General features: G+C 62.2%; 22 protein-coding genes. 7 read left to right on the top strand and 15 right to left on the bottom strand.

The window, feature by feature from the left end:
• Window positions 1-62: 62 nt before the first annotated feature.
• From FDG13_RS06915 to FDG13_RS06900, 4 genes are all read right to left on the bottom strand, one after another.
• Window positions 63-3173, bottom strand: a complete 3111-nt coding sequence (locus FDG13_RS06915) for an efflux RND transporter permease subunit (protein ID WP_180126069.1) — start codon at window positions 3171-3173, stop codon at window positions 63-65.
• A complete protein-coding gene (locus FDG13_RS06910) occupies window positions 3170-4477 on the bottom strand; it encodes an efflux RND transporter periplasmic adaptor subunit (RefSeq protein ID WP_180126068.1) in 1308 nt (435 codons plus the stop codon). The genes FDG13_RS06915 and FDG13_RS06910 overlap by 4 nt, the downstream gene beginning before the upstream one ends.
• A 113-nt stretch (window positions 4478-4590) precedes the next feature.
• On the bottom strand, window positions 4591-5169 hold the full coding sequence (locus tag FDG13_RS06905; RefSeq protein ID WP_180126067.1) for a cob(I)yrinic acid a,c-diamide adenosyltransferase: 579 nt from the start codon (window positions 5167-5169) through the stop codon (window positions 4591-4593).
• A 104-nt stretch (window positions 5170-5273) separates the two neighbouring features.
• Window positions 5274-5681 (bottom strand): hypothetical protein, encoded by a 408-nt coding sequence (locus tag FDG13_RS06900; RefSeq protein ID WP_180126066.1) that lies wholly within the window; start codon window positions 5679-5681, stop codon window positions 5274-5276.
• 115 nt (window positions 5682-5796) lie between these two features.
• On the opposite strand from FDG13_RS06900, the gene FDG13_RS06895 reads away from it, so the two are divergent.
• A complete protein-coding gene (locus FDG13_RS06895) occupies window positions 5797-7221 on the top strand; it encodes an FAD-binding oxidoreductase (RefSeq protein WP_180126065.1) in 1425 nt (474 codons plus the stop codon).
• A gap of 58 nt (window positions 7222-7279) precedes the next feature.
• Here the strand turns inward: FDG13_RS06895 and FDG13_RS06890 are convergent, their stop codons facing one another.
• Entirely contained in the window at window positions 7280-7756 is a 477-nt protein-coding gene (locus FDG13_RS06890) for a hypothetical protein (RefSeq protein WP_180126064.1), read from the bottom strand.
• 133 nt (window positions 7757-7889) lie between these two features.
• Between FDG13_RS06890 and FDG13_RS06885 the strand changes: the two genes are divergently transcribed.
• From FDG13_RS06885 to FDG13_RS06875, 3 genes are all read left to right on the top strand, one after another.
• On the top strand, window positions 7890-8285 hold the full coding sequence (locus FDG13_RS06885) for a glutathione S-transferase N-terminal domain-containing protein (RefSeq protein WP_180126063.1): 396 nt from the start codon (window positions 7890-7892) through the stop codon (window positions 8283-8285).
• A 69-nt stretch (window positions 8286-8354) separates the two neighbouring features.
• A complete protein-coding gene (locus FDG13_RS06880; protein WP_078364980.1) occupies window positions 8355-9116 on the top strand; it encodes a sulfite exporter TauE/SafE family protein in 762 nt (253 codons plus the stop codon).
• The gene (locus FDG13_RS06875; RefSeq protein ID WP_180126062.1) at window positions 9116-12637 is read left to right on the top strand and encodes a bacteriohemerythrin; all 3522 of its coding nucleotides are present in this window, start codon (window positions 9116-9118) and stop codon (window positions 12635-12637) included. The genes FDG13_RS06880 and FDG13_RS06875 overlap by 1 nt, the downstream gene beginning before the upstream one ends.
• Window positions 12638-12771: 134 nt before the next feature.
• Here FDG13_RS06875 and mtnA read toward each other — a convergent pair whose 3' ends face one another.
• From mtnA to FDG13_RS06860, 3 genes are read right to left on the bottom strand one after another with little or no spacing between them, the layout of a single operon-like run.
• On the bottom strand, window positions 12772-13863 hold the full coding sequence (gene mtnA, locus FDG13_RS06870; protein WP_180126061.1) for an S-methyl-5-thioribose-1-phosphate isomerase: 1092 nt from the start codon (window positions 13861-13863) through the stop codon (window positions 12772-12774).
• On the bottom strand, window positions 13860-15119 hold the full coding sequence (gene mtnK / locus FDG13_RS06865; RefSeq protein WP_180126060.1) for an S-methyl-5-thioribose kinase: 1260 nt from the start codon (window positions 15117-15119) through the stop codon (window positions 13860-13862). Before mtnK ends, mtnA begins: the two co-directional genes overlap by 4 nt.
• A gap of 21 nt (window positions 15120-15140) precedes the next feature.
• Window positions 15141-17210 (bottom strand): bifunctional aldolase/short-chain dehydrogenase, encoded by a 2070-nt coding sequence (locus tag FDG13_RS06860; RefSeq protein WP_180126059.1) that lies wholly within the window; start codon window positions 17208-17210, stop codon window positions 15141-15143.
• A 148-nt stretch (window positions 17211-17358) separates the two neighbouring features.
• Here FDG13_RS06860 and FDG13_RS06855 point away from each other — a divergent pair, with 148 nt between their 5' ends.
• From FDG13_RS06855 to FDG13_RS06845, 3 genes are all read left to right on the top strand, one after another.
• Complete coding sequence (locus FDG13_RS06855; RefSeq protein ID WP_180126058.1) at window positions 17359-18351, top strand: sugar-binding transcriptional regulator; 993 nt, start codon at window positions 17359-17361, stop codon at window positions 18349-18351.
• A gap of 154 nt (window positions 18352-18505) precedes the next feature.
• Window positions 18506-19246 carry a TerC family protein gene (locus FDG13_RS06850; RefSeq protein ID WP_180126057.1) on the top strand — a complete coding sequence of 247 codons (741 nt, stop codon included), beginning with the start codon at window positions 18506-18508 and terminating at the stop codon, window positions 19244-19246.
• Window positions 19243-19671, top strand: a complete 429-nt coding sequence (locus tag FDG13_RS06845) for a universal stress protein (RefSeq protein WP_180126056.1) — start codon at window positions 19243-19245, stop codon at window positions 19669-19671. The genes FDG13_RS06850 and FDG13_RS06845 overlap by 4 nt, the downstream gene beginning before the upstream one ends.
• On the opposite strand, the gene FDG13_RS06840 is transcribed toward FDG13_RS06845, so the two are convergent.
• The 7 genes from FDG13_RS06840 to mnmG all read right to left on the bottom strand — a co-directional run bounded on the left by FDG13_RS06840 (window position 19664) and on the right by mnmG (window position 26569).
• Window positions 19664-20398, bottom strand: coding sequence for a trans-aconitate 2-methyltransferase (locus FDG13_RS06840; RefSeq protein ID WP_180126055.1), 735 nt, complete (start codon window positions 20396-20398; stop codon window positions 19664-19666). The two genes, FDG13_RS06845 and FDG13_RS06840, sit on opposite strands and share 8 nt — an antisense overlap.
• A 58-nt stretch (window positions 20399-20456) precedes the next feature.
• A complete protein-coding gene (locus FDG13_RS06835; RefSeq protein WP_180126054.1) occupies window positions 20457-21437 on the bottom strand; it encodes a ParB/RepB/Spo0J family partition protein in 981 nt (326 codons plus the stop codon).
• A 13-nt stretch (window positions 21438-21450) separates the two neighbouring features.
• Entirely contained in the window at window positions 21451-21990 is a 540-nt protein-coding gene (locus FDG13_RS06830) for an alpha/beta hydrolase (protein WP_180126053.1), read from the bottom strand.
• 57 nt (window positions 21991-22047) lie between these two features.
• Window positions 22048-22833: a ParA family protein gene (locus tag FDG13_RS06825; RefSeq protein ID WP_180126052.1), complete on the bottom strand. Its 786-nt coding sequence runs from the start codon at window positions 22831-22833 to the stop codon at window positions 22048-22050.
• Window positions 22834-22902: 69 nt separating this feature from the next.
• Window positions 22903-23517 (bottom strand): LysE family transporter, encoded by a 615-nt coding sequence (locus tag FDG13_RS06820; protein ID WP_180126051.1) that lies wholly within the window; start codon window positions 23515-23517, stop codon window positions 22903-22905.
• Between the two features lie 329 nt (window positions 23518-23846).
• Complete coding sequence (gene rsmG, locus FDG13_RS06815; protein ID WP_180126050.1) at window positions 23847-24500, bottom strand: 16S rRNA (guanine(527)-N(7))-methyltransferase RsmG; 654 nt, start codon at window positions 24498-24500, stop codon at window positions 23847-23849.
• Window positions 24497-26569, bottom strand: a complete 2073-nt coding sequence (gene mnmG, locus FDG13_RS06810; protein WP_180126049.1) for a tRNA uridine-5-carboxymethylaminomethyl(34) synthesis enzyme MnmG — start codon at window positions 26567-26569, stop codon at window positions 24497-24499. The genes rsmG and mnmG overlap by 4 nt, the downstream gene beginning before the upstream one ends.
• Window positions 26570-26705 lie beyond the last annotated feature (136 nt).

Below are 26705 nucleotides of genomic sequence, written 5' to 3'. Positions count from 1 at the left end.
GCTTCTAGCCCTTTTGGAATAAGGGCTAATAGCTATTTTTTTGAATAATCCCTGCCATCGACTCAGGCCGTGCCGCTGGTCGCCTTGTCTTGCTCAGGCGGCACCTCGGGGGTGAGCACCGGGCCACGGCCGCTGAAGCGTTCCAGCGTCAGGTAGATCACCGGGGTGATGAACAGCGTGATGGCCTGCGAAAACACCAGCCCACCGACCACCGCCAGACCCAGCGGCTGGCGCAGCTCAGCTCCGGCGCCAATACCCAGCGCAATCGGCAAGGCGCCCATCAGCGCGGCCATGGTGGTCATCATGATCGGGCGGAACCGCAGGATGCAGGCCTCGCGGATCGCATGCGCCGGGTCCATGCCCTGGTGGCGCTGGGCGTCCAGCGCAAAGTCGATCATCATGATGGCGTTCTTTTTCACAATGCCAATCAAAAGCACGATGCCGATGGTGGCAATCAAGGTGAGGTCCTGGCCAAACAACATCAAGGTGGCCAGCGCCCCCACAGCGGCTGAGGGCAGGCCAGCCAGGATGGTGAGCGGGTGGATGTAACTCTCATACAACACGCCCAGCAACACATAAATCACCAGCAGCGCGGCCAACACCAGCACCAGCTGGCTGGCTTGCGAGCTTTGGAACACCGCAGCGTCACCGCCGTAACGGCTGATGATCGAGGTGGGCATCTGAATCGCCTCGCGCGCGGCGTCGATGTGGGCCGTGGCATCACCCAGCGCCACACCGGGGGCCAGGTTAAACGACACGGTGACCGCCTGCAACTGCCCAACGTGGTTGATCGAGGTCGGCCCCACGGTGCGCACCACCGTGGTGAAGCTTGAGAGCGGTACCAGTGCTCCGGTGGAGGCGCGCACATACAGCTTGGCAATCGCGCTCTCGTCCTGTTTGTCCTCGGGTGTCACCTCCATGATGACCTTGTAGGTGTCGGTGGGCAGGTAGATGGTGGAGACCTGGCGTTCACCAAACGCGCTGTACAGCGCGGTGCGTACCGTGTCCATGGAGACACCAAGTGCGTTGGCACGGTCGCGGTCGATCTGCAGCTGGGCTTGCAGCGCGCGCAACTGCGCGTCGCTGGTCACGTCACGGAACATCGGGTCGTTACGTAGGCGGTCCTGCAGCTTGTTGGCCCAGTCGTTGAGTTCGTCGGCGCGCACACTTTGCAAGATGTACTGGTACTGCGCCTTGCTCTGGCGCCCGCCGAGCTGCAGGTTCTGTGTAGGCCGGATAAAGATCTTGATGCCCGGCACCGCGTTGACCTTTTTGCGCAGCCCCTCCACCACCTGCTTCATTGGCGGGCGCTGACCGAGCGGTTTGAGGCTGATGAACATGCGCCCGGAGTTTTGGGCACCGCTGCCACCGTTGAAAGAGCTGACCGCCGCCACCGCCGGGTCCTGGCGGATGATCTCGGCCACACGCTCCTGCAGTTGCACCATGGCGGTGAACGAGGTGTCTTCACTGGCCTCGGTGCTGACCGACATCTGACCCAGGTCTTCCTCAGGGAAAAATCCTTTGGGGATGACCATGACCAAAACGACGGTAGCCACGATGGTGGCGGTGGCCACACCCATCACCAACACCCGGTGCGCCAGCGCGCGGTCCAGCCAGCGGGTGTAGAACGCCAGCATGCGATCAAAACCACGCTCAAACATCTGCACCACGGCACCTGGCGGTTTTTTGTGCGCCTCATCACTCAGGAAACGGCTGGCCAGCATCGGCACCAGGGTCAGCGACACAAAGGCCGAGACCACAATCGCCAAACCCACCACCACCGCAAACTCGTGGAACAACAGCCCAATCACACCGGGCATGAAAAAGATCGGGATAAACACCGCAATCAGCGACACCGAGATCGAGATGATGGTAAAGCCCACCTCACGGGCGCCGCGTAATGCCGCCTGAAACGGCGGCTCGCCCCGCTCGACGTGGCGGATGATGTTCTCGAGCACCACAATCGCGTCGTCCACCACCAGGCCCACCGCCAAGGTAAGGCCCAGCAGCGAGATGTTGTCCAGGCTGTAGGACAGGCCCCACAGCAGCGACACCGCACCAATCAGCGACACCGGCAAGGACAGCGCCGGGATCACGGTGGCGACAAACCGGCGCAGGAACAAAAAGATCACCAGCACCACCAGCACAATCGTGCCCAGCAGGGTCAGCGTCACATCGTGCAGCGCCTCGCGCACCGACAGCGAGCGGTCATTGATCGGTGTCAACGAAACAGACTGAGGCAGCTGCGCCTGCATGGCCGGTAAGGCCGCACGCACCGCGTCCACCACCTGCACCGTATTGGCGCCGGGCTGGCGCAGCACCGCCAGGGTGGTGCTGGGCTCACCGTTGAAGGTGGCCCAGTTTTTATCGCTTTCCACGCTGTCCTCAACATTGGCCACGTCCTTGAGCCGCACCGAGTTGCCACCCCGGGTGCTGATAATCAGCTCGGCAAATTCGGCCGCATTTTTGAGCTGCTGGTTGGCCTGTAACACCAGCGTCTGGCGTGGACCTTCCAGGGTGCCGACGGGTGTGTTGACATTGGCCGCCCTGAGTGCAGCGCTGAGTTCATCCAGACCGATGTTGCGCGCCGCCAGCGCATCGGGCCGCACCTGCACCCGCACCGCATAACGCTTGGCACCAAAAATATTCACCTGCGCCACACCGGGCAGGGTCGCCAGCGTGGGGGTGATCAGATGCTCGGCGTAGTCCTGCAAGTCCGCTGGCGACAACGAGGGTGATTGCAAGGCGATCAGCAGCACCGGTGCGTCGGCCGGGTTCACCTTGCGGTAAGACGGCAGGGTGGTCATCTCGATCGGCAGGGCCCGCTGCGCACGCAGCAGCGCCGCCTGCACGTCCACCGCTGCCGCGTCGATGTTGCGGCTCGCGTCAAATTCAAGCGTCAGCGAGGTGCTGCCCAGCGTGCTGGTGGAGCTGATGGTGGTTAAGCCCGGCACCGTCTGGAACTGTTTCTCCAGCGGCAAGGCGACCGAGATCGCCATGGTCTCGGGGCTGGCGCCAGGCAGGTTGGCGCTGACGCTGATCACCGGGGTGTCGTAACTGGGCAGGGCGGCAATCGGGATGCTTCTGAAGGCCATCACCCCGGCCAGCACAATGGCCAGATTCAGCAACACCGTCATCACCGGACGGCGAATGAACAACTCCGACAGGTTCATGGCTGGCTCGCTGTCTGGGCAGCAGCGGGTGCCGTGGCGCTGTTACCAGCGCCTTTACCCTGCTCTTTGCTTTTGCCTTTGCCAGCACCCGCGTCTGGTGCCATAGCGGCTGGCGCACGCACCACCACCTTGGCTTGGGGCCGCAAGTTTTGGTGGCCATCCAGCACCACGACCTCACCGGGCTGGACACCACTGAGCGCCGCCTCGCCAGCTTCGGCGTGTAACAGCTTGACCGGGCGTGGCACCGCCACTCCGTCCTCAATCACATAGACGATCGTCCCGCGCGGCCCCTGGATGACGCTAGATTGTGGCACCACCACCGAATCTTTCAGGGTGGTGACGGTTTGCTGCACCTCGACAAAAGCGCCCGGCCAGAGCTTGCTGGCCGGGTTGGCAAACACCGCCTTGGCCTTGACCATGCCGGAGTTGGCATCCACCAGGTTGTCCAGAAACTGCAGCCGCCCATCAAAGCTGCCACCGCCGTCGGCCAGCGTGGCCGTCACCTTGGCACCAGCACCCTGAAGCGCTGTCAAGGCATGGGACAAGTCGCGTTGCGAGATGCTGAAGGCCACACCGATCGGGTCAAGCTGGGTGATGGTGACCAGCGCGGTCTGGTTGGCCAGCACCGCGCTGCCCGCAAACACATTGACCGCACCAGCGCGACCGCTGTTGGGCGCGGTGATGCGGGCATAGGACAGCGCCACGTTGCTGGCCGCAATCGCTGCCTGGTCAGCCGCCACGGTGGCGATCCAGGTGTCCACCTGTGCCTGGGCGGTATCCACCGCACCCTGCGAGACAAAGTTCTGTGCCAGCAGCTGCTTGGAGCGTTCCCACTGGCGCCGCGCTTCCGCCAGGCTCGCCTGGTCTTTGGCCAACTGGGCACGTGCCTTGGTGACATTGGCCTCATCGGTACGGGCATCCAGCGTGAACAACAGCTGCCCGGCTTTGACAAACTGGCCTTCCTTGAAATGCACCTGGCGGATCGTGCTGGTGACCTGTGAGCGCACATCCACACTGGTGAGTGGCACCACGGTGCCGGTCGCGTTGAGTTTGACCGCCATGTCGCGCTGCGCGGCGTGTACCACACTCACCGACACCGGTGGCGCAGCTGCACTGGCAGCAGGGGCGGGTGTGCCTGCCGGGGCACTGGCAGCAGGGGCGGGTGTGCCTGCCGGGGCACTGGCCGCAGGTGCCGTGGTGGCCGCAGCGGGGATGGGGGCTTTGTCAGAACAGCCGACAAGGGCCAAAACAACCAGCGCAGACACGGCGCTGGTGGTGGTGAGAGACGGGCGCAAAAAGTTCATAGCCCATGATAAATCAGGCTTATGTCAGGGATGTCGGGCATGTAAAGTGCCCTGCAAAGTTCTGGTAAAGATGGCGTGGGGCACGTGTTTTCACGGCGTCGCCAGTGCCAACCTCAATCCGCCACGGATTGTTTCAGGCGTTCACTGCGCCAGTACACGTCGTCACCCACGCCGCCTTCCGGTCGGTAGCGGTTGAGCACCCGCGCCAGCACAAACATCAGGTCAGACAAGCGGTTGAGGTACTGCTGCGGTGTGGGTTTGAGTGCATCCTGGTTGGCCAGCGCCACCACCACACGCTCGGCCCGGCGTGCCACGGTGCGGCACACATGCGCCTGCGCCGCCGCACGACTGCCTGCGGGCAGGATGAACTCCTGCAGTGTGGGTAGCTGCGCGTTGAAATGGGCCAGGGCTTCTTCGAGCGCCAGCACCGCATCCTGCTGGAGCAGCTCATAACCAGGGATCGACAACTCACCGCCCAGGTTAAAGAGCTGGTGCTGGATGCTGACCAGCAGCTCACGCACCGCGTCTGGCATCGGCTCACACAGCAGCAGGCCGATGTGGGAGTTGAGCTCGTCCACGTCGCCCATGGCGTGGATGCGCAGGCTGTTCTTGGACACGCGGGTGTTGTCGCCCAGGCCGGTGCTGCCGTTGTCACCGGTGCGGGTGGCGATTTGTGTGAGTCTCTGGCCCATGATGGCTACCTTGCTATGATAAAAATAGCTATCGATTATCCTGGAGCCGGGTCCCGGCAGCACAGGACCTGACCAATGGCCCTAGCGCCAGCAGTGCAAAAGCCTTACACCAACAGCACCAGCAAACACAGCACGGCATACGGGAAGGCCACCGTCGGGCGCAGAGCGCTGCGGCCATATTCGGCCAGCAGGCCGCTCAGACCAGGGCGTTGGGCCAACCACTGTGTATGCAGCTGAAACGGTGCCTCGGCGCCCTGCGGTCCCCGCGTAAACAGCCCCTCGATCACCAGCAAGCGCTCGGCCAGCCGGTGCTGCCAGGTTTTGAGGATGGCCTCCTGCAGCCACAACACCAGCACCAGGGCCGCCGCCAGCATCGGCTCCAGCCCGGTCATCCAGCTACCCGCCACCAGCAGCACGGCCAGCAGCTTGAGACCCAAGGCGTTGCGCTCTTGCGCTTCGTGGTGGTTTTGCAGGGTGGCCCACTCCTGGGCCAGGGCGTGTTGCATCTCCATGGGGATAAGACCTTTGACATTCGGATAAAACAGCGCCCAACGGCTGCGGCTGGATTGTCCCCCACGCCGCATGCAGCGGCGATTGCCGATAATCCCCCTCCACCACGGAGACCCCATGAACGCATCCCTGACGAGCGACCACCTGCGCCCAGTTGTCCAAACCCGCCCGGTACCCCCTGCCCTGATCGAGGCCTTGCGCCAGCGCTTTGGCCAACAGCTGTCACTGGCCCAGGTGGTGCGTGAACAGCACGGGCGCGACGAATCCTCTTTCAGCGTGCCACCGCCCGACGCGGTGGTGTTTGCCGAATCGGCCCAGGATGTGTCTGATGCAGTGAAGCTGGCCGCGCAGTACAAGGTGCCGGTGATCCCGTTTGGTGCGGGCTCGTCGGTGGAAGGGCATCTGCTGGCGGTGCAAGGCGGCATCAGCATCGATGTGGGCCGCATGAACCAGGTGCTGGCCATCCACGCTGAAGACCTGACGGTGACGGTGCAACCCGGCGTGACGCGCAAGGCCCTGAACGAAGCCGTCAAATCCACTGGCCTGTTTTTCCCGATTGATCCCGGTGCCGACGCCAGCATCGGCGGCATGTGCGCCACCCGTGCCAGTGGCACCAACGCCGTGCGTTACGGCACCATGCGTGAGAACGTGCTGGCGCTCGACGTGGTCACCGCCAGTGGTGAGCTGATCCACACCGGCACCCGTGCCAAAAAAAGCAGCGCCGGTTACGACCTGACGCGCCTGATGGTGGGCAGCGAGGGCACGCTGGGCATCCTGACCGAGATCACGCTCAAGCTCTACCCGCTGCCCGAGGCGGTGATGGCCGCCACCTGCAGTTTTGCCAGCCTGGCCGAAGCCGTCAATGCCACCATCCAGATCATCCAGATGGGGGTGCCAATTGCGCGTTGTGAGCTGCTCGATGCCGTCACCGTGCGCATGGTCAACACCCATTCCAAACTGAGCCTGCCCGAGAGTGCCTTGCTATTGATGGAGTTCCACGGCTCACCGGCTGGGGTGCAGGAGCAGGTGGAAACGGTGCAAGCGATTGCCACCGAGTTTGGTGGTGACACCTTTGAATGGGCGCACACCCCCGAGGAGCGCACCCGACTGTGGACCGCGCGGCACAACGCCTACTTTGCCGGGGTGCAATCGCGCCCGGGCTGCAAAGTCATCTCGACCGACGCCTGTGTGCCGATCTCGCGGCTGGCCGACGCTTTGCTGGACTCGGTGGCAGAGACGCAGGCCAGCGGCATCCCGTACTTCATGGTGGGCCATGTGGGTGACGGCAACTTCCACATGGGGTATTTGATCGACCCCAACAGCCCCGAGGAGCGGGCCACTGCCGAACAGCTCAACCACCAGCTGGTGCGCCGGGCGCTGGCCCTGGGTGGCACCTGCACCGGTGAACACGGTGTGGGCCTGCACAAGATGGGTTTTCTGGTGGAAGAGGCTGGCGTGGGCGCGGTGGCCATGATGCGCGCCATCAAAACCGCGCTGGACCCGGACAACATCCTGAACCCGGGGAAGATCTTTGCACTATAGTTTTGAGAGCTATCAGCCCTTAATATAAAAGGTCTAGAGGCCAATTTGATCTGTATTGTCAGCGCTGCGGTTCAGCCTCCTGGTCTGGCGCAGCGCGGTCCAGCAGCAGCTTGACCAGCATCACCGCCGCAGCCGAGCTCAGCAGCACCGGTGAGGCACTGAGCCACAGGGCCAGGCTGTGCATCGCCTGCCCACTGACCTGTTGCACAAAACTGGTCAGCTCCACCACATCGTCCACCTGCACCTCGTCAAGCCGGGTCGACCAGCCCGAGAGCCCGCCCTGCAGCCGCAGTTTGGCAAACACCCCGTTGGCCACCGCCAGCAAGGACAGGATACCCAGCGGTTGCATCAGCTGGCGGAGCAACACCCGGCGCTCGTCGGGGGCGGCACTTTGGTACACCTTGCCCACCAGCTTGGAGAGCATGCCCGATTGCACCGCAGGTGCAGCTTGGGTGTAGACCTCGACCAGCAGCTGGTCCATCGGTATCTCGGGGGCTTGCGGCAAAAGCCCAGTGCTTGGGGATGGCGCAGTCATGGCTTGGCTCCTTGGGTGATCTGCTTCCAGTTTAGGCAGCGTTTGTAAGCAGCGGTTAGCGCCGTGTAAAGCCCAGGTAAAGCCCGCCCCGGGTACGTGCCGTATGATCAAACAACAGCCACCTCTTTGTTTGATGAAACCTCTGATCCGACTCTTTTTCCGCAGCCTGCGCATTGCCCTGGGCCCCGTCATGCTGCTCTGGGAGCGGCTCAGCCGCCCCCAAGCTGTACAGCGTACTCCCGCACAACAGGCGCTGATCGCGCAGGACTGCCGCAGCCTGGCGCTCTACCAGTTCAAAACCTGCCCGTTTTGCCTCAAGGTGCGTCAGGAGATGCACCGGCTGGCGCTACCCATCGAGAAGCGTGACGCCCAGCATGACGCCCACCACAAAGCCGAGCTGGTGCAAGGCAGCGGGCGCGACCAGGTGCCCTGCCTGCAGGTCACCGATGCCAACGGCCAGGTGCAGTGGATGCAGGACTCTGCCGTGATCATCGGCTACCTGAACCAGCGCTTTGGTGTGTCCGCCTGAGTGCTCAACTTGCGCTAAAACCCCCAGTCCACGCACAAAAAAGGTGCCCAAGCGGGTGACAATGGCGGGATGTTGTTGGACGTCTGGACCCTCCCCTTGCTGCTGGCTGGCGCTGCTTTTGCGGCCGGTGTGCTCAACGCCGTGGCTGGCGGCGGCAGCTTCCTGACCCTGCCCGCGCTGGTGTTTGCGGGGGTGCCACCGATCATGGCCAACGCCACCAGTGCGCTGGCGGTGAGCCCGGGTTACCTCGGCAGCACCCTGGGTTTCCGGGACGAATTGCGCCGTGTGCCACCGCGTCGCCTGCAGCGTGAAATGGCCATTGCGGCGCTGGGTGGTGTGGCCGGTGCCTGTTTGCTGCTGGTGACACCGGCCAAAGTGTTCTCGGTGATCGTGCCGTGGCTGCTGTTGTTCGCCACCGCGCTGTTTGCTGCAGGGCCGAGCCTGGCGCGTCGGGCCCAGCGCAGCACACTCGACCTGGACCGCTGGCGTGAGCCGGGTCTGCTGCTGGTGGCGATTTACGGGGGTTATTTCAACGGTGGCCTGGGTATTTTGCTGATGGCCTTGTACGCCGTCACGGGTGAGTCCCACATCCACACCGCCAATGCGCTCAAAAACCTGAACTCGCTGGTGTTGTCCTGGTTGTCAGTGGCGGCCTTTGTGCTGGCCGGTGCGATTGCCTGGCGCGAGGGCCTGCTGATGATGGTGGCCGCCACGGTGGGCGGTTTTCTCGGCGCGCGCTGGGCCAGACGCTTGCCAGCGCAGGCGGTCCGTTGGGGTGTGATCGTGACCGGTCTGGTGATGAGCCTGGTCTTTTTCACCCGCAACAGCTGATGCTGAACCAGACGATGTTTGAGATCTTCCCCTGGAACAGCCACCTGGACACAGGCATTGCCCTGATCGATGAGCAGCATCAGGTGCTGGTGCGGCTGATCAACCGGCTGGTGCAGCAACATGTGCACGGCGCCAGTCTGGTCGACCTCAACACCAGCCTGGCGGAACTGACCGACTACGCCGACAGCCATTTCCGCACCGAAGAAGGCATCTGGCGGACCACGCTCGCAGGCCATGCCGCCTTGGACGAGCATGTGCGCGAACACCAGCGTTTTGTGGCCCAGGTGGTGAAGCTGCAGGCGGTCCAGGCGCCCTTGCCCGAGCTGATGGACGAGTTGTTTGCCTACCTGACCGAGTGGCTGGCGGTGCATATTCTGGAACACGACAAACACCTGGCGCAGGTGGTGCTCGGCGTCAACGCAGGACTCAGTCTGGCGCAGGCACACCAGCAGGCGCGAGCCACGAAGTCTGACGCCACACCGGTACTGCTGCAGGGTGTGTTGGCGATGTACCGCACGGTGTCGGCCCAGGCCTTGTCACTGATGCAGGAGAAAGTGGCCCGCCAACAGCTAGAAGGTGCGCTGACCAGCAGCCAGCAACGCTGGCGGTTTTTGCTCAATGGCCCCACCGGGCGGGCCCCGACGTCGATGTCGCCGCTGGAGCAGACCCTGCGCAGCGTGATCGACCATGCCCCCACCGGACTGGTGGTGGCCGATGCGGTGACCCGCCGTTTTGTGTTTGCCAACGCCTGGTTTTGCCAGCTGTTGGGTTACCCACTCGAGGAACTGATGGGCATGGGTCTGGTGGACATCCATCCCGCCGAAACCCTAGCGGAGATAGAGGCTGACTTTGAGGAGATGTTGCGGGGCATCACCAAAGCGCCGCGCGTGATCACCACGCAGCGCAAGGACGGCAGCCGCTTCATGGCCGAGATCGAGCGCCTGCCAATGACCCTGGCCGGGCGCAGCAGCATCCTGGCCATCTTCACCGATGTGACCGACCGGCACCGGGCCGAGTTGGCGCTCACCGCCAGCGAAACCCATTTGCAGACCCTGGTGGACACCCTGCCCGATCAGGTCTGGCTCAAGGATGTGAACGGTGTTCTGCTGTCGTGCAACACCGCGTTTGTGCACTTTCTCGGGCTGGAGAAGGCGGCCATTGTTGGCAAAACCGACCACGAACTGTTCACCCAAGAACTCGCCGATGCTTTCCAAGCCCGTGACCAGGTGGCCAGCGCCTTGCAACAGCCACTGGTCTATGAGGAATGGGTCACCCATCCGATCAGCGGCCAGCGTGCGCTGATGGAGACCACCAAGGTGGCGCTGCGTGATGCCAAGGGCCAGTTGCAGGGGGTGTTGGGCGTGGCCCACGACATCACCGAACGCCAGACCATTACCGCCGCCCTGGAAGCCGAACGCCTGCAGCTGCAAAACGCGGTGGACGCAGCCCAGGCCGGCACCTGGGAATGGGACCTGCGCACCGATGTCATCCGTTTCAACGAACGCAGCTCGGCCATGCTCGGTTACCCCGGGCTCAAACACCGGCAAGGCCCGTACGGCTTGTACATCTCGTGGATCCACCCGGACGACAAGGCGCGCCAGCAACGCCTGATGGCCCAACACCTGAGCGGCGAATCCTCCAGCTACGAGCTGGAGTTGCGTTTGTGCCACAGAGACGGCCACTGGGTTTGGTGCCGCACCCTGGGACGGGTGATGCAGCGTGACGAGACCGGTCAGCCGCTGCTGCTGTCGGGCATCACCATCGACATCAGCGAACAAAAAAACCACCACGAACAGATCGACTACATCACCCACCACGACGCGCTGACCGGCCTGCCCAACCGCAAGCTGTTTGTTGAGTTGCTGGCCGCCAGCATGGCCGAACACAGCACACCACAACAGTTGGCCGTGGCCTACATCGATCTAGACAACTTTGCCGCGCTCAACCTGTCTTATGGACCCGAAATTGGCAACGCGCTGATCCTGGCGGTGAGCCATCGGCTCTCCGCCACGCTGCACAGCCAGCAGCTGCTGGCCCACATCGGTGGTGACGAGTTCGCGGTGATGTTCAGCCATCTGGCACAACCCGAGGATGGCCTGCGCCTGGTGGACCAGTTGCTGGTCGTGCTGGCGCAGCCAATGCAGGTGGCCGACCAGGTGCAGACGCTGTCGCTGACCGCCAGCATCGGCATCGCGCAGCTGAGCCCGAGCGATCCGATTGATGCCGAGCAGCTGCTGCGCCAAGCCAGCCAGGCGATGTACCTGGCCAAACAGGCCGGCAAAAACCGTTATCACCACTTTGACCCGGTCAAGGACGCCATCACCCGCACCCGCCTGACCCGCATCGACGAGGTCGGCCAAGCCCTGGTGCGACGCGAGTTTGTGTTGTTTTACCAGCCCAAAGTGCGCCTGAACACGGGTGAGGTGGTCGGTTTTGAGGCCTTGATCCGCTGGCAACACCCTGAGCTGGGTTTGCTGCCGCCTTACGCCTTCATCGGTCTGCTGGAGCAGCATCCGATGGCGGTGAAACTGGGCGACTGGGTGATCGAAACCGCGCTGGCCCAGCTGGCCAGCTGGCAGGCCCAGGGGCTGAACACCGCCGTCAGCGTCAACATCGACGCGCAGCAGCTGCTCGACCCCGAATTTGCCGACCGGCTGCAGTGGCAGCTGGACCAGCAGCCCACCCTCCAGCCCCAGCAGCTGGAGCTGGAGATCCTGGAAACCGGCGCTTTAGGCAACATCACCCAGGTCTCGGCGCTGATCGCCCGGCTGCAGGGCATGGGGCTGTCGTGTGCGCTGGACGACTTTGGCACCGGTTATTCCTCGTTGACCTTTCTGAAACAGCTGACCGCACACACCCTGAAGATTGACCAGAGTTTTGTGCGCGGCATGCTCGACGATGTGGAAGACGCTTCCATCGTCAACAGCGTGCTGGGGCTGGCACGCAACTTTGACCGCATCGCCCTGGCCGAAGGCGTGGAAACCGTGGCCCACGGCTGCGCCCTGATCGAATTTGGTTGTGAGTTTGGCCAGGGATATGCGATTGCCAAACCCATGCCCGCCGCCCAGGTGCCGGGCTGGTTAACCCAGTGGTCTGTGCCAGCCAGCTGGGCCGAGTCCGAGTCGGTGGGTTCACGCGGCATTGCGATGCTGCTGGCCGAAACCGAACACCGCGCCTGGTTCAAGAGTGTGATGGCGCTGGCCACCCACTCACAGCGCCCACCGCTGGTGGTGGACGGCCCGTGCTGCCGCTTTTCGGTCTGGCTCAACAAACCCAGCACCCGGCTCAAGCTGACGCAGTACCCTGGCTTTGCGCGCCTGGAAGCGTTACACCAGACCCTGCACGAGCGCGCCGATGCGCTGTTGCAGCAGGAGGCCAGGCGCACGGCCCCCGAAACAGCGCAGGAACTCGCTGCGCTGGCCGAGCTGAGCCAGCAGTTGCTGACCGAGCTGCGACAACTGCGTCAGTTGCACAAGCTGACCCCGGACACTGGCGAACCCAGCTTCACCTTCAGAACCTAGACCACGGGGCGGCGGATGACACATCCCGAAGCTCCGTCGTGTCGCCCTGAATCGCTCTGCTATTTGTAGCTACAAGCCCTTTTGATACAAGGACTAGAGGCCAATTTGATGCATCACCTGCCCGACCCTGGCGCTCAGCGCACGGGTGCAAACAGCGCCTGGATCGCCTGCGGATGCGCCGCGCACAGGCCACGCTCGGTGATCAAGGCGGTGACCAGGCGCGCGGGTGTCACATCAAAACCGGGGTTGGTGCCGGTAGCGGTGTTGCTCGGGCAAATCTGCACTGTGCTGAGGTAACCGTCGGCATGCCAGCCCGACAGGTGCGAGATTTCCGAGCCATCGCGGTTCTCGATCGGGATCTCGCGCAGACCGTCATGCACCGTCAGGTCCAGCGTCGAGGACGGCATGGCCACATAAAACGGCACCTGGTTGTCAAACGCGGCCAGCGCTTTCAGGTAGGTGCCGATCTTGTTGCAGACGTCCCCGCTGGCGGTGACGCGGTCGGTGCCCACGATGCACATGTCCACCTGACCACGCTGCATCAGGTGGCCACCGGCGTTGTCAACAATCAGGGTGTGGGGCACACCGTGCTGGCCCAGCTCCCAGGCGGTGAGTGAGGCGCCCTGGTTGCGCGGCCGGGTTTCATCGACCCAGACATGCACGTCGATGCCTTCGTCAAATGCCTGGTAAATCGCCGAGGTGGCGGTGCCCCAGTCCACCGTGGCCAGCCAACCCGCGTTGCAGTGGGTCAGGATGTTGATGCGCTGGCCCGGGCGTTGTTGCGCCAGGGTGCGGATCAGCGCCAACCCGTGTCGGCCCAGTTGCTGGTTGATGGCCACGTCTTCGTCGGCCATCTGGGCGGCCAGCGTATAGGCGGCTTCTACCCGTTGTTCACGCGGCAGCGGCAACAAACGGGTCAACATGCGGCTCAGCGCCCAGCGCAGGTTGACGGCCGTGGGCCGGGTCGCCAGCAAGCTTTGTTTGGCGCTGATCAACGCGGCATCACTGCTGTCCTGGCGCATGGCCACCGCCATGCCGTAGGCGGCCACCACCCCAATCAGCGGGGCACCGCGAATCCACATGTCGCGGATGGCTTGGCCAACGTCAGCCACATCACGCAGGCAGGCGGTTTTGAGTTCGTGTGGCAGATAACGCTGGTCAATCACACCCACACTGTGGTCGGTGTTGAGCCAAACGCTGCGCCAGGCTTGTCCTTGTACTTTCATGGAAGAGATCGTCGTGTCTGTCGGGCCAGGTCCAATGCCTGGTCAATGTTAATGATATGGTGGCGTTGCAACAGCAGCGCCTCACCCAGGCTCAAAGTGCGCAGCTCAATGGCTGCCCGGGCCTGGGGGTCGGGAATGCTGGCGACCTCGGCCACCTTGGCCAGGCCCAGGGTGCGGCGGATCAGTTCGCAACCGGCAAAACCCAGCGCATCGCTGAAGATGCGCCGCACAAACTGCTGGCGAAACAGGGTCTGGCTGCTGGCGTCCCGGGCACAGCCCATGAAGCCAGCGCCAGCCTGGTCCTCATGCTCTTGCCACAAACGAAGAAAGCTCTCCGAGAAGCCGCGCCAGAGGTCACCGGCCTGTGCCAACAACCAGTCCTGGTAGGGCGCGGGGTCTTCCCCGGCCTGCAGACGGTGCCAGTCTTGCGACAGGTAGGCGGTGAAAAGGTTGGCCAGCAGCAGGCCCGGATCAAAACCCAGCGGGCCGTAACAGGCAAATTCGGGGTCGATCACATAGGTGTCGGTCTGGTTCACCATGACCGAGCCGGTGTGCAGGTCACCATGTAACAAGGTTTCGGTCTGGTTCATGAAGGCCCACTTCATCTGCGCAGCAGCCACCCTGAGCGCCGGGTTGTTGTGCAGCCGCTCAATCTCGGTGCGTGGCAACGCCGGGCTGTAGACGTTGCTGGCGTGGTCTTCAAACGGGCAGGTAAAAACCAGGTCTTCGGTGATCTTGCACAGCTCGCCATTGATGGTTTGGGCCACCGCCTGTTTTTTGGCATCCGCACCCAGGTACAGATCGGAGCCATGAAACAGGGTGCGCGCCAGGTAACCCGACAGGTGTTGCGCCAGAAACGGGTAACGCAGGCCCTGGATCAGGCCCTTGCGCAGATTCTGGTGGTGACTCAGGCGCTGCATGATGATCAGCGACTGCGCGCTGTCAAAGTGCAAGACCTGGGGCACATGCTGCGGGCACAAGGCGCCAAACTGCCGCAGGGCGTGCGCCTCGCGGTCAGAACGGTGCCGGGTCAGAGGCCAGCCCTCACCCACCAGGCGCATGTAGGGCAAGGCCTGTTTGACCACCAGACTGGCTCTGGGATTGGCCTGGCTGCTCACAAAATAGACGTAGTTGAGGTTGCCGTCACCCACCTCGACGATGTCCAGCGCATCCATGTCGCCGAGCAAGGCGGTGACGGACGGCACGGTCCGCAGGTAGTTCGCCAGGGTGCTGATGTTGAGGCTTGTAAAGTCCATGGTGTGCGGTGTCAGACGTTCCTATCGCAACATGGCAGCCACGTTGCCACCATCGACCGTGATGACGTTGCCGGTGCTTTTCTTCAACTGGGCCGACAGCACAAACGCATCGGCCACGTCCTGCGCGGTGACTTCCTGGCCCAGCAGGTTACCACCCATGTAGTCCGCCTCACTCAGGCCCCGCGCCTTGGCGCGGGCGGTGATGGTCTGGTCGTTGAGCAGGCCGGTGCGGATGCGGTCGGCATTGACCGCATTGACCCGGATGCCGTCCTTGCCATGCTCCAGCGCATATTGCCGCACCAGGGCCAGCAAAGCCGCCTTGGAGGTGCCATACGCACCAAAGTCGGGGCCGGGGTTGACCGCCTGCTTGGACACATTGAACAACAACACACCGCCCAGGCGCTGCTTTTGCAGGATACCCACGGCGGTTTGCGCCACCAGCTGGTGGGCAAAAAAGTTCACCTCAAAACTCTGGCGCAGCCGCTCAACGGGAAGATCCAGCATGCCACCCCCGAGCGCCACACCGGCGTTGGACACCAAAATGTCGACCCCACCAAAACGCTGCACCACTGCCGCAAAAGCCAACCGCACCGAGTCGGCATCGGTCACATCACAGTGCAAGGCCAAGGCCCAGCGTCCGATGTGCTTGGCCACGGCCTGGGCGGCGGTGGCATCCACATCGAGCAGCGCCACCTCGGCCCCTTGCGCGGCAAAAGCACGCGCGGTGGCCGCACCAATGCCGCTGCCAGCACCGGTGACCACCACCACCCGGCCTTGCAAGGGTTTGGCAGTGGCTTTACCCAGCTTGGCCTGCTCCAGCGACCAGTATTCCAGGTCAAACGCATCGGCGGGCGACACCGGCTCGTAGCGGCCACAGGCCTGCGCCTCGGTGACCACCTCCATCCACGAGGCCATCACATCGGCGTTCACCGCCGCCTCGGCCGCGGTTTTGCCCAACGCCACCAGACCGAGCTGCGGGATGACAATGACACGCGGCAATGGGTCCAGCTCTGTTTTACTGCCGCCCACGCGGGTGTTGTGTTGCTCAAAATAAGCGTGGTAGTCGCTGACATAGGTGGCCAGCCGGGCCTGGGTGTCACGCACCCAGTTATCCAGCTGGCCCGCCAACGGGGCCTGCAGCACCAGCGGGCGGTTTTTCATGCGGATCACATGGTCAGGCGTGGCCACTCCGCGCTGGGCCACCTCGGTCTGACCCAGCCCGTTGGCAAAGTCCAGCGCCAGGGCGTCAGCACGCAAATCCAGCAGCCAGTGCTGCGGGCCATTGGCTGGCGCGATGTCGGCCAGCGCCGCACGCAGATACGGTGCCACCTCGGCCAGGCTCACCACCTGCTCCGGCATCACGGTACGGCTTGCTGCCGAGACGCTTGCTCGGCTGGCCTTGCGCGCGGCAATGAAGACTTCCGCGCGGGTCACAAAGTCGATCATGCGTTCGTAGGACTGGCGGGCGCTGTCGCCAAAACTGAACAGGCCGTGTTTGGCCAGCAACAGACCCTTGGCCTTGGGGCGGGCTTCAAAGGCACGGGCCACCACCTGGGCCAGTGCAAAACCCGGCATCACATACGGAATCCAGATCAGTTCGTCGCCATAAATCTCACGGCACAGGGCTTCGCTGTTGGGCTGGTCAGCAATCACCAGGGCCGCTACCGCATGGGTGTGGTCGATGTAGGTGGCGTCCACATAGGCGTGTAACAAGGCCTCCACCGACGGGGTCGGGGCGCTGCTGTCGAGCAGGTTGGTGCGCAAGGCGTTGACCATGTCTTCGTCAGACAAACGATCAAGCTGGCGCAGTTGGTGCAGACTGTCCATCCGCACCGCCGGGTGACCGGCTGGCTCGATGCTAGCCAGGTCCCAGCCGCTGCCCTTGACACACAACACCCGCACCGGCTGGCCCAACACGTCTGACATCGTCAGCTTGACCGAGGTGTTGCCACCCCCATGCAAGACCAGCTTGGGATTGGCGCCCAGCAGACGCGCCGAATAGGTGCGCAAGGCCAAGGCCGGCGGTACCGCGTGTGTGGCATATTTCTCAACATAAGCCGCCGCGTCGACATCACTCCACAAACTGTTCATACAAGCTTTCAAAAAACAAGTAACATAAGTCGCTGATTTTTAACAAATGTCTCATTGACATATGTTAGCAGCCCATTTCATTTGTCCGGATCGGCATCCGGACCCAGCCGATCCCCCTCCCACTGGTCGCGCCACAAAGGACCCCCACATGAGTACATCCAAAACGCCCAAACCAGCCCAAAGTGGCAAAGGGGTGGCCGGAACCAATGCGCCCAACCTGGACCCGTTGTTGTCGGCCGCCTGGCTGTATTACGAAGACCAGCTCACCCAAAGCGACATTGCCGAGGTGCTCGGTGTGTCGCGCGCCTCGGTCATCAATTACCTGCACGAAGCCCGCCGCCTGGGGGTGGTCAAGATCACCCTGGACAGTGAACACTACACTGCCATGCGGCTGGCCCAGCGCCTGAGCCAGCACTATGGGCTGGAGCGTTGTATCGTCATCCCCGACGACCAGGGCCGCCGGCCGGCCGAGGTGCGCCTGGGTGAGGCCGGCGCGCAGCTGTTGTCCAGCCTGGTGAAAACCGGCGACATGTTGGGCGTGTCCTGGGGACGCACGGTGCTGGCGCTGTCGCAGGCGATCTCACCACAACGCGTGCCAGGGCTGTCGGTGATCCAGATCACCGGCAGCATGCTGGCCACCTTCGAGTTCTCGCCTGAGCTGTGCACCTCCAACATCGCCGACCGTTTTGGCGCCCGCTGTATCAATCTGCATGCGCCCGCGCTGGTGTCGCGCGCCGAGATCCGCGAGCTGCTGTACCAGGAGCCGGCCCTGATCCCGCAGCTGGAGCTGCTGCAAACCTGCACCAAGATCGTCTTTGGCCTGGGCCATGTGGGGCGCGACAGCACGATTTTTGCCTCGGGCGCGGTCACTCCCGACGCGATACAACCGTATCTGGCGCAAGGCGCGGTGGGGGTGATTGCCGGGCGTTATTTCAATGCCGCGGGTCAGCCCATCCACGGGCCGCTGGATGAACGCATGATTGGTTTAACGCTCGATGAGATAGATCGCATTCCGATGCGCATCTGTGTCACAGGTGGTGTGGCCAAAGCACCCGCCATCCGTGCGGCGCTGCAAGGTCGGCACGCCACCATGCTGGTCACCGACGAACTCGCGGCACAGGCCCTGGTCGACAGCTTGTAGGGTGATGAGGGGTATCAGACACTCTGATACTGATAGCTGGATAGCCTTTTCACATCAGGGCTAGAGCCCTTTTTTTCACATATACATGGCCAACAGACCGGTACCCGCCTTGGCCGGGCCGAAGGTGCAGCTTCGCTGTCCATAGAATCACCCCATGCCTGACTTCACTTCTTCCCTGTTCTGGATCGCCGTCCTCCAGATCATCATCATCGACATCATGCTGGGCGGCGACAACGCGGTGGTGATCGCCCTGGCCTGCCGCAAATTACCCCCTGAACAACGCAACAAAGGTATTTTCTGGGGTGTGGTGGGTGCCATTGGCCTGCGCGTGGTGATGATCTTTTTTGCCCTGAAGCTGCTGGCCGTGCCGTATCTGAAGATTGTGGGTGGTCTGCTGCTGCTGTGGATTGGCATCAAGCTGATGCTGCCCGAGCACGAGGAGGGCCACGACAGCATCGACGGTGGTACCACGCTGATGGCGGCCATCAAAACCATTGTGGTGGCCGATGCGGTGATGAGCCTGGACAACGTGATTGCAGTGGCAGGTGCCTCGCACGGCTCGATGGTGCTGGTGACCTTTGGCATCTTGGTGTCGATCCCGATTGTGGTGTGGGGCAGCAAACTGGTGCTGACCTTGATGGACCGCTTTCCGGTGGTGATCACCCTGGGTGCAGCGCTGCTGGGCTGGATTGCCGGTGGCATGCTGCTGAGCGACCAGGCCACGCCTGAAGCAATCGCCAAAGGCCTGCCTTACGCACACCACCTGTTCGGCGCTGCGGGTGCGGCGCTGGTGGTGGTTCTGGGCAAGTGGCTGGGTAGCCGACAGCCCAGGCGCCCCAGCGTGGAACTGAGCACCCCGGCCCCAGACAAAACAACCAACGGAGATATGCCATGAGCCCTTCCCATCTGATTGCCATCGACGGCTCAGAACCCTCAGCACGTGCGGTTGAGCACGCCATTGCGGACGCAACAAGCCGCAAAGAGTGCCCGCACCTTTACCTGGTGAATGTGCAGCCGGCGCTGTCCTCCAACGTGTCACGCTACATCGACGCCGACACCATCAACGACTTCCAACGTGAGACCGGGGAAGAAGCCCTGGCGCTGGCCAAGGCCAAGCTGACGGCCTGCGGCCTGGACTTTTCATCCCACATCCTGGTGGGTGAGGCCGCGCCCACCCTGGTCGAATTTGCCCAGCAAAAAAACTGCAGCCAGATCATCATGGGCGCCCATGGTTTTGGCAGCGTGGTGGGCCTGCTCATGGGTTCGGTCACCGTCAAGGTGGTGCACCTGTCGCCGGTGCCGGTGCTGCTGGTCAAATAAATGGCTGCTGGTAGAGCCACACCGGGCGCCCATCCGGCGCCCGCAAACAGGCCTGGGGCTGCAAAGCCAGGGCCTCAAACTCCAGACTCACCAGCCAGGCGCCTGGTTTCAACTCGGCCAACGCCTTGGTCACCGCACGCGGCATGCTCTCGGGCCGCTGGAACACATACACCAGGTCATAGCCTGACCAATCGGCCTGCCAGATATCACCCTGACGCACCCGCGCCCACGGACAGCGCAGCGCACACAGGCCACATAACAACCAACTCCATTCCAGCCCGTGCAGTTGCGCCTCTGGATAGGCGGCGCGCAGCGCCTTGAGGCCATCCCCCAGACCACAGCCTGCATCCAGAACCATAGCGCCTGGACCAAGTGGAACCTGGTCTGCAAGGTCTTTTAAGGCATGGGGCGGGGTTGGAAACAGTGGCGCATCACGCCAGGCGTTCAAAGGGTAAATCAGCAACAACAATAACAGCGGCAGCAACCAGGCCCAGGCTGGCAGGCTCACGGAGCCCGACACCAGCAACAGCAGCGGGAAACCCAGGCCAATCATCAACCGCCGCCACCAGCTGCTGCCCAGCAGGCTGGCGACCACGCCCAGACCACAGGCACAACCCAGGGCCAGCAAGGGGCTCTGGCCGCTGTGTAACAGGCTTGTGAACAATCCCCAGGCGGCCAGCCAGGTCAGGACCGCAGGCAGGGGCCAGAGGCGGGACAGGCGGCTCATGGCAGCCGGACTCCTGAAACACACATGGCGTGCTTAACCCAGCCAGCTGGTGCTCAGATCAGAGCTTCTGCAGTTTCTCGATCAGCCCATTGAGCTCGTCAAGCGAGCCAAAAGAGATGCTGAGTTCACCCATTTCTTCCATACGCCCGGCCCGTTTGACACGTTTTTTGACACGCACTTCAACCTCGGCCATCAGCAGGTCAGACAGTTCTTCTTCGACGCGTTTTAAATCGCGTGACTTTTCTTTTTTGGGTTTGCTGGCCACCAGCGAGAACTCGGCGCCGAGTTTTTTGACCAGGCTTTCGGCCTCGCGCACCGACATTTTTTTGGTGGCGATCTGGCTGGCAGCGGTGATCTGCATCGCTTTGTCCAGGCTCAGCAAGGCGCGGGCGTGGCCCATCTCAACATCACCGGCCATCAGCATGGTCTGCACCGGCTCGGCCAGGTTCAGCAGGCGCAGCAGGTTGCTGGCGGCGCTGCGTGAGCGGCCCACCGCCTGTGCCGCGGTTTCGTGCGTCAGGCCAAATTCCTTGATCAGGCGTTGTAAACCCTGGGCTTCTTCGAGCGGGTTGAGGTCTTCGCGCTGCATGTTCTCGATCAGCGCCATGGCGGCGGCGGCCTCGTTGGGCACGTCGCGCACCAGCACCGGCACACTCTCCAGCCCAGCCAATTTGGCGGCGCGGAAACGGCGCTCACCGGCAATGATCTCGTACACCGGGCGCCCGGCACCGCCTTGCATGTCGGGTGAGATCTGGCTGCGTTTGAGGTCAGCATCGGTATCACTCAGACGGCGTACCAGGATCGGCTGCATGATGCCTTGGGCTTTGATCGATTCGGCCAGTTCATAGAGCGCGCCCTCGTCCATACGGGTGCGCGGCTGGTACTGGCCGGGCACCATGTCGCTGAGCAAGAGGGTGGACGGTTGGCCACTGTTGGCAGCCGCCGAAGATGCGCCATCCGTGCCGAGCAGTTCGTCGACCGTTGGTCCGAGCAAGGCTTCAAGCCCGCGTCCCAGGCCTTTGGGTTTTTTGGTGACCATGTGTGTCCCTTTTTTAAATGTTTGTCAGTTCTTGCAACAGGGCCTGCCCGGCCGACCAATCGCCCAGGCCGGACTCGGCATTGATGTGACCGCGTGCGCCCATGTTGACCAGGCGGGAACCCCAGGCGCTGGCAAACTGGGTGGACCGCTCAGGGCTGCAATACGGATCGTCGCTGCTGGCCACCAGGGTGCTGGCAAACGGCAAAGTTTTCAGCACCAGCGGCGACCAGCTGCTCAGCACCGAGCGTAATTCTTCACACTCGGCATCACCGGGCGCCACCAGCAGAGCGGCCTTCACCAGCCGGGTGTGGCTGGAGTGCGCCGCCCACGCCGCCACCAACTGGCAGCCCAGGCTGTGCGCCACCAGCACGGCCGGACCATCGAGCGACAACAACACCTCTTCCAGGCGGCCCATCCAGTCACCCCGCAGCGGGCGCATCCAGTCGTGCTGCTCCACCCGGGCGTAGCCAAACTGGGCCTGCCACAGGCTTTGCCAATGCGCTGGGCCAGAGTTCTGCCAACCTGGCAGGATGAGGATGTTCTCAGGTTTCATCATGTCTGTTTTGATAGCTATTAGCCCAGGTTCTGATTGGGCTAAAAGCCAATTTGCCTACATTTTTTTGATGCGTTCCACCATCTCGGTGGCAAAGCTCACAAAGGCTTGTGCACCCTTGCTTGACGGGTCAAACACCACGCCGGGCACACCGTAGCTGGGTGCCTCGGCCAGGCGCACATTGCGCGGAATCACAGTGTCAAACACCTTGTCTCCAAAACGTGCCTTGAGTTGGTCACTGACCTGCTGCTGCAAGGTGATGCGCGGGTCAAACATCACGCGCAACAGGCCGATGATGGCCAGGTCTTTGTTCAGGTTGGCGTGCACCTGCTTGATGGTGTTGACCAGGTCAGCCAGGCCTTCGAGCGCAAAGTATTCACACTGCATCGGCACAATCACGCCGTTGGCACAACACAGCCCATTGAGGGTTAGCATCGACAGGCTCGGTGGGCAGTCGATCAACACAAAGTCGTAGTCACCGTCAACCTCGGCCAACGCGGTCTTCAGGCGTTTCTCGCGCCGCTCCAGGCTGACCATCTCGACCTCGGCCCCGGCCAGCTCCCGGTTGGCCGCCAGGATGTCATAACCACAACCCGCCTCTGCCAGCTTGTCGCTTTGTACACGCGCCTCACGCACCGAGGCGGACTCCAGCAACACGTCGTAGACACTGAGCGCGAGCTTGCGTTTGTCCACACCTGAGCCCATGGTGGCATTGCCCTGCGGGTCCAGGTCCACCATCAACACGCGCTGACCGACCTTGGCCAGCCCGGCGGCCAGATTGACGGTGGTGGTGGTCTTGCCAACGCCACCCTTTTGGTTGGCAATGCAGAAGATTTTGGCCATAGAAACAAACTCAGGGTAAAAAGGAATCCAACAAGATCATGGTTTCACGTGAAACAGCGACGACCCAAACTAGCGCGATACCGCCAGCTTGATGCCGAACCCGACCAAAAACAAACCAGCCACTTTTTCAAGCACACGCGAGATCATCGGGTTGGCACGAACCCTCTCGGCCAGAAAGTGGGTCAACAAGGTCGAAGTCAAACCGTAACCCAAGGTGAGCGCCGCGATGGTGGCAGCCATAACAGCGTAGGTCAGCAGCCCCTGCTGGTGTACCGGGTCTACAAACAGCGGAAAAAACGCCATGTAAAACAAAATGGCTTTGGGGTTGAGCAGCGTGATCATCAACGCCTGCTGCAGGAAGTGATGTGGTTTGATGCTCAGCACCGGCGCCGCACCCGGCTTGGCCAGCAGCATCTTGAACCCCAGCCAGGCCAGATATGCGGCACCCAGCCACTGCACCGCGTGGAAGGCATCCGGGTAGGCCATCAGCAAAGTGGCCACACCGGCCACCGCCGACCACATCAAGACCTGATCCCCCAGGATGACCCCCAACGTGGCCGCTAGTCCACCCTGGATACCGCCCTTGCTGGTCGAGGTGATCAAGGCCAAATTGCCCGGCCCTGGCACCAGCAGGAAGACCAGAACGGTGACAACAAAGGTGGTGTAGTCGGTGATGCCGAGCATGGGATTCTTTAGACAGGGGGAGGCTGAGAGTTTACGTTGGAATGATTGCGGTCAGAAAGCCCCGCCCTCATCTGTTGTTGGCTTACCCGCAGCGGAGTTGGGGTGGATACCGCCGTTCGTGTCCCCCGGCCTGCGGCCTCCTCCTTAACCTCACTTTGGTACCCACCCCAACTCCACCGCTAGCGCTGAATTTAACCCTGACAGGAATGCCACGATCATCCCGAATCAGTTGGATGATGCGTTTTGCGTAGGTTAAGGAGGAGGCAGAAGGCCGGGGGACACGAAGCAAAACGCGTCGCCCGGCTGATTCCTACGAGGTAAAAAAAGACTCAAGCGATCAACGCAGGCCGCATCCAGACAATACACCGCTCCGCGCCCAGTCCCGGCACCTCCAACTGTTCCACGTGAAACACAGACACATTGGACGGCAGTGCCGCCATCTCCTCTGCCGGGTGTTTACCCTTCATCGCCATCCAGATACCCTGCTCTGCCAAGGCCTGGGCCGACCAGTTGGTGAAGTCCAGCAGCGAAGCAAACGCGCGTGAACTGACCACCTGGTATTTGTCGGTCAAACTCTCAACACGTGCATGCACACCCCGCAGATTGGACAACTTCAGGGTGACCGCCACCTGCTGGATAAATGCAGCTTTTTTGGCCACCGTATCAACGCAGTGCACCGTGATATCGGGGCAGCAGATGGCAATCACCACACCGGGCAAACCGGCACCTGAGCCCACATCCAGCAATTTGAACGAGGCCGTTGCATCAGTGAGCTGATGCCGCAAAGGCTTGATCACCGCCAAGCTGTCCAGCAGATGGTGCGTCAACATCTCGGCCGGGTCGCGCACCGCAGTCAGGTTGTAGACCTTGGTCCATTTCTGGATCAGGCCCAGATAGTCCAGCAACCGGGCTATCTGTTCGTCCGTCAGTGCCAAACCCAGTTCGGCCAGACCCTGGCGCAGTGGTACCTCCAGCGTGTTCATTGAGCCACCTCGCTGTTGACCTCCGGCGCCGACGCAACGGGTATCCCAACACGCCGGTCGTCGGGTGTCACAAAACCTTTGAACTTGGTCTTCTTCAAATGGATGGTCAACAACGAAATCGTGGCTGGGGTGATGCCCGACAGACGTGAGGCCTGGCCCAGTGTTTCCGGCTTGTGACGGTTGAGTTTTTGGCGCGCCTCAATGCTCAGTGCAGACACCTGCATGTAGTCCAGATCCTGCGGCAGCTTGAGGTTTTCGTAGTGGGTGGCGCGTTGTACATCGTCCTTCTGGCGATCGATGTAACCAGAATATTTACTGGCGATCTCAACCTGCTCGATCACCGTCGCTGCCGCATTAGCCTCGGCTGTTTCACGTGAAACATCAGCAGCCAACTCGGCCGATGCGTATCTACCACCATCCAAAGACATCAACGACGCATAGCTGACACCCGGGCGACGCAATAACTCAGCCAGGTTGTACTCGTGCTCCAACGTCTTGCCCAACACACGCTCAGCTTCGGCAGCTTCCAGGTTTTTGGGACTGACCCAGATCAAGCGCAGACGCTCTGTTTCACGTGAAACAGCATCACGTTTGCGGCTGAATGCATCCCAGCGCACATCGTCGACCAGGCCGAGTTGGCGGCCCGCTTCGGTCAGCCGTGCGTCGGCATTGTCTTCACGCAACTGCAGCCGGAACTCGGCCCGGCTGGTGAACATGCGGTAAGGCTCGGTTACACCTTTGGTGATCAGGTCGTCCACCATCACACCCAGATAGGCTTCATCACGTGCAGGCACCCAGATGTCTGCCTGGTACTCGATGCGGCCTGTGGCGCTGCTTGCACCGTCACCACCACCGAGGGCACGCGCCTGTAGCGCAGCATTGATGCCGGCAAACAGACCTTGTGCCGCAGCCTCTTCATAACCGGTGGTGCCGTTGATCTGGCCGGCAAAAAACAGGCCGTTGATAACCCGTGTCTCGAAACTGCTTTTGAGCTGTTGCGGGTCAAAGTAGTCGTACTCAATCGCGTAGCCGGGCCGCAAGATGTGCGCGTTCTCCAGACCCACCATGCTGCGCACCAAGTCGTACTGGATGTCAAACGGCAGGCTGGTGCTGATGCCATTGGGGTAGTACTCGTGGGTGGTCAGGCCTTCAGGCTCCAGAAAAATCTGGTGGCTGTCCTTGTCGGCAAAGCGGTTGATCTTGTCTTCGACACTCGGGCAATAACGCGGGCCCACGCCTTCGATCTTGCCGGTGAACATCGGGCTGCGATCAAACCCGCTGCGGATGATCTCGTGGGTGCGTTCGTTGGTGTGGGTGATCCAGCACGGCATCTGCTGCGGGTGTTGTTCTGCCCGGCCCAGAAAGCTGAACACCGGCATCACCGGGCTCATGCCTCCGGGCATGCCGTCGCCAGGTTGTTCGGTACAGCGGCTGAAGTCGATCGAACGACCATCGATGCGCGGGGGTGTGCCTGTTTTCAGACGCCCTTGCGGGAGTTTCAGTTCTTTGAGGCGAGCACTCAAGCTCACCGCTGGTGGGTCACCAGCACGCCCGGCGGCATAGTTGTTCAGGCCGACATGGATCTTGCCATCCAGAAAAGTGCCCGCCGTCAGCACCACCGTGCTGGCACGAAAGTGAATGCCGACCTGGGTCACCGCACCCACCACCCGGTCACCCTCCACCATCAGGTCATCCACCGCCTGCTGGAACAGCCACAGATTGGGCTGGTTCTCCAGGCGCTTGCGGATGGCTGCCTTGTACAAAATACGGTCGGCCTGGGCACGCGTGGCGCGCACTGCCGGGCCTTTGCTGGAATTCAGAATCCGGAACTGCACACCACTCTCGTCAGTAGCTGCGGCCATGGCGCCACCGAGGGCGTCCACCTCTTTGACCAGATGGCCTTTGCCGATGCCACCAATCGAGGGGTTGCAGCTCATCTGGCCCAGCGTCTCGATGTTGTGGGTCAACAGCAGCGTCTTGCAGCCCATGCGGGCAGCTGCCAACGCGGCCTCGGTGCCGGCATGGCCGCCACCGACGACGATCACGTCAAAGTGTTGGGGATAAAGCATGGTGTTTCCATCGAATGGGCGGGAAAAAAAACGGCGCTCGCCCGGCGCCTGTGTACAACTGCGGCAATTTTACCGAAGCCCCCTAAAACCACGTCTCTCGGGCTGTTTCGTCAGCAAAGTCAAACATGTTCAGGCG

Origin of the sequence: Rhodoferax sp. BLA1 (assembly GCF_013416775.1) — a bacterium.
GTDB lineage: Bacteria > Pseudomonadota > Gammaproteobacteria > Burkholderiales > Burkholderiaceae_C > Rhodoferax.
Note: the sequence above shows the minus strand (reverse complement) of the source record. Positions and strands in the feature narration are given on the sequence as shown.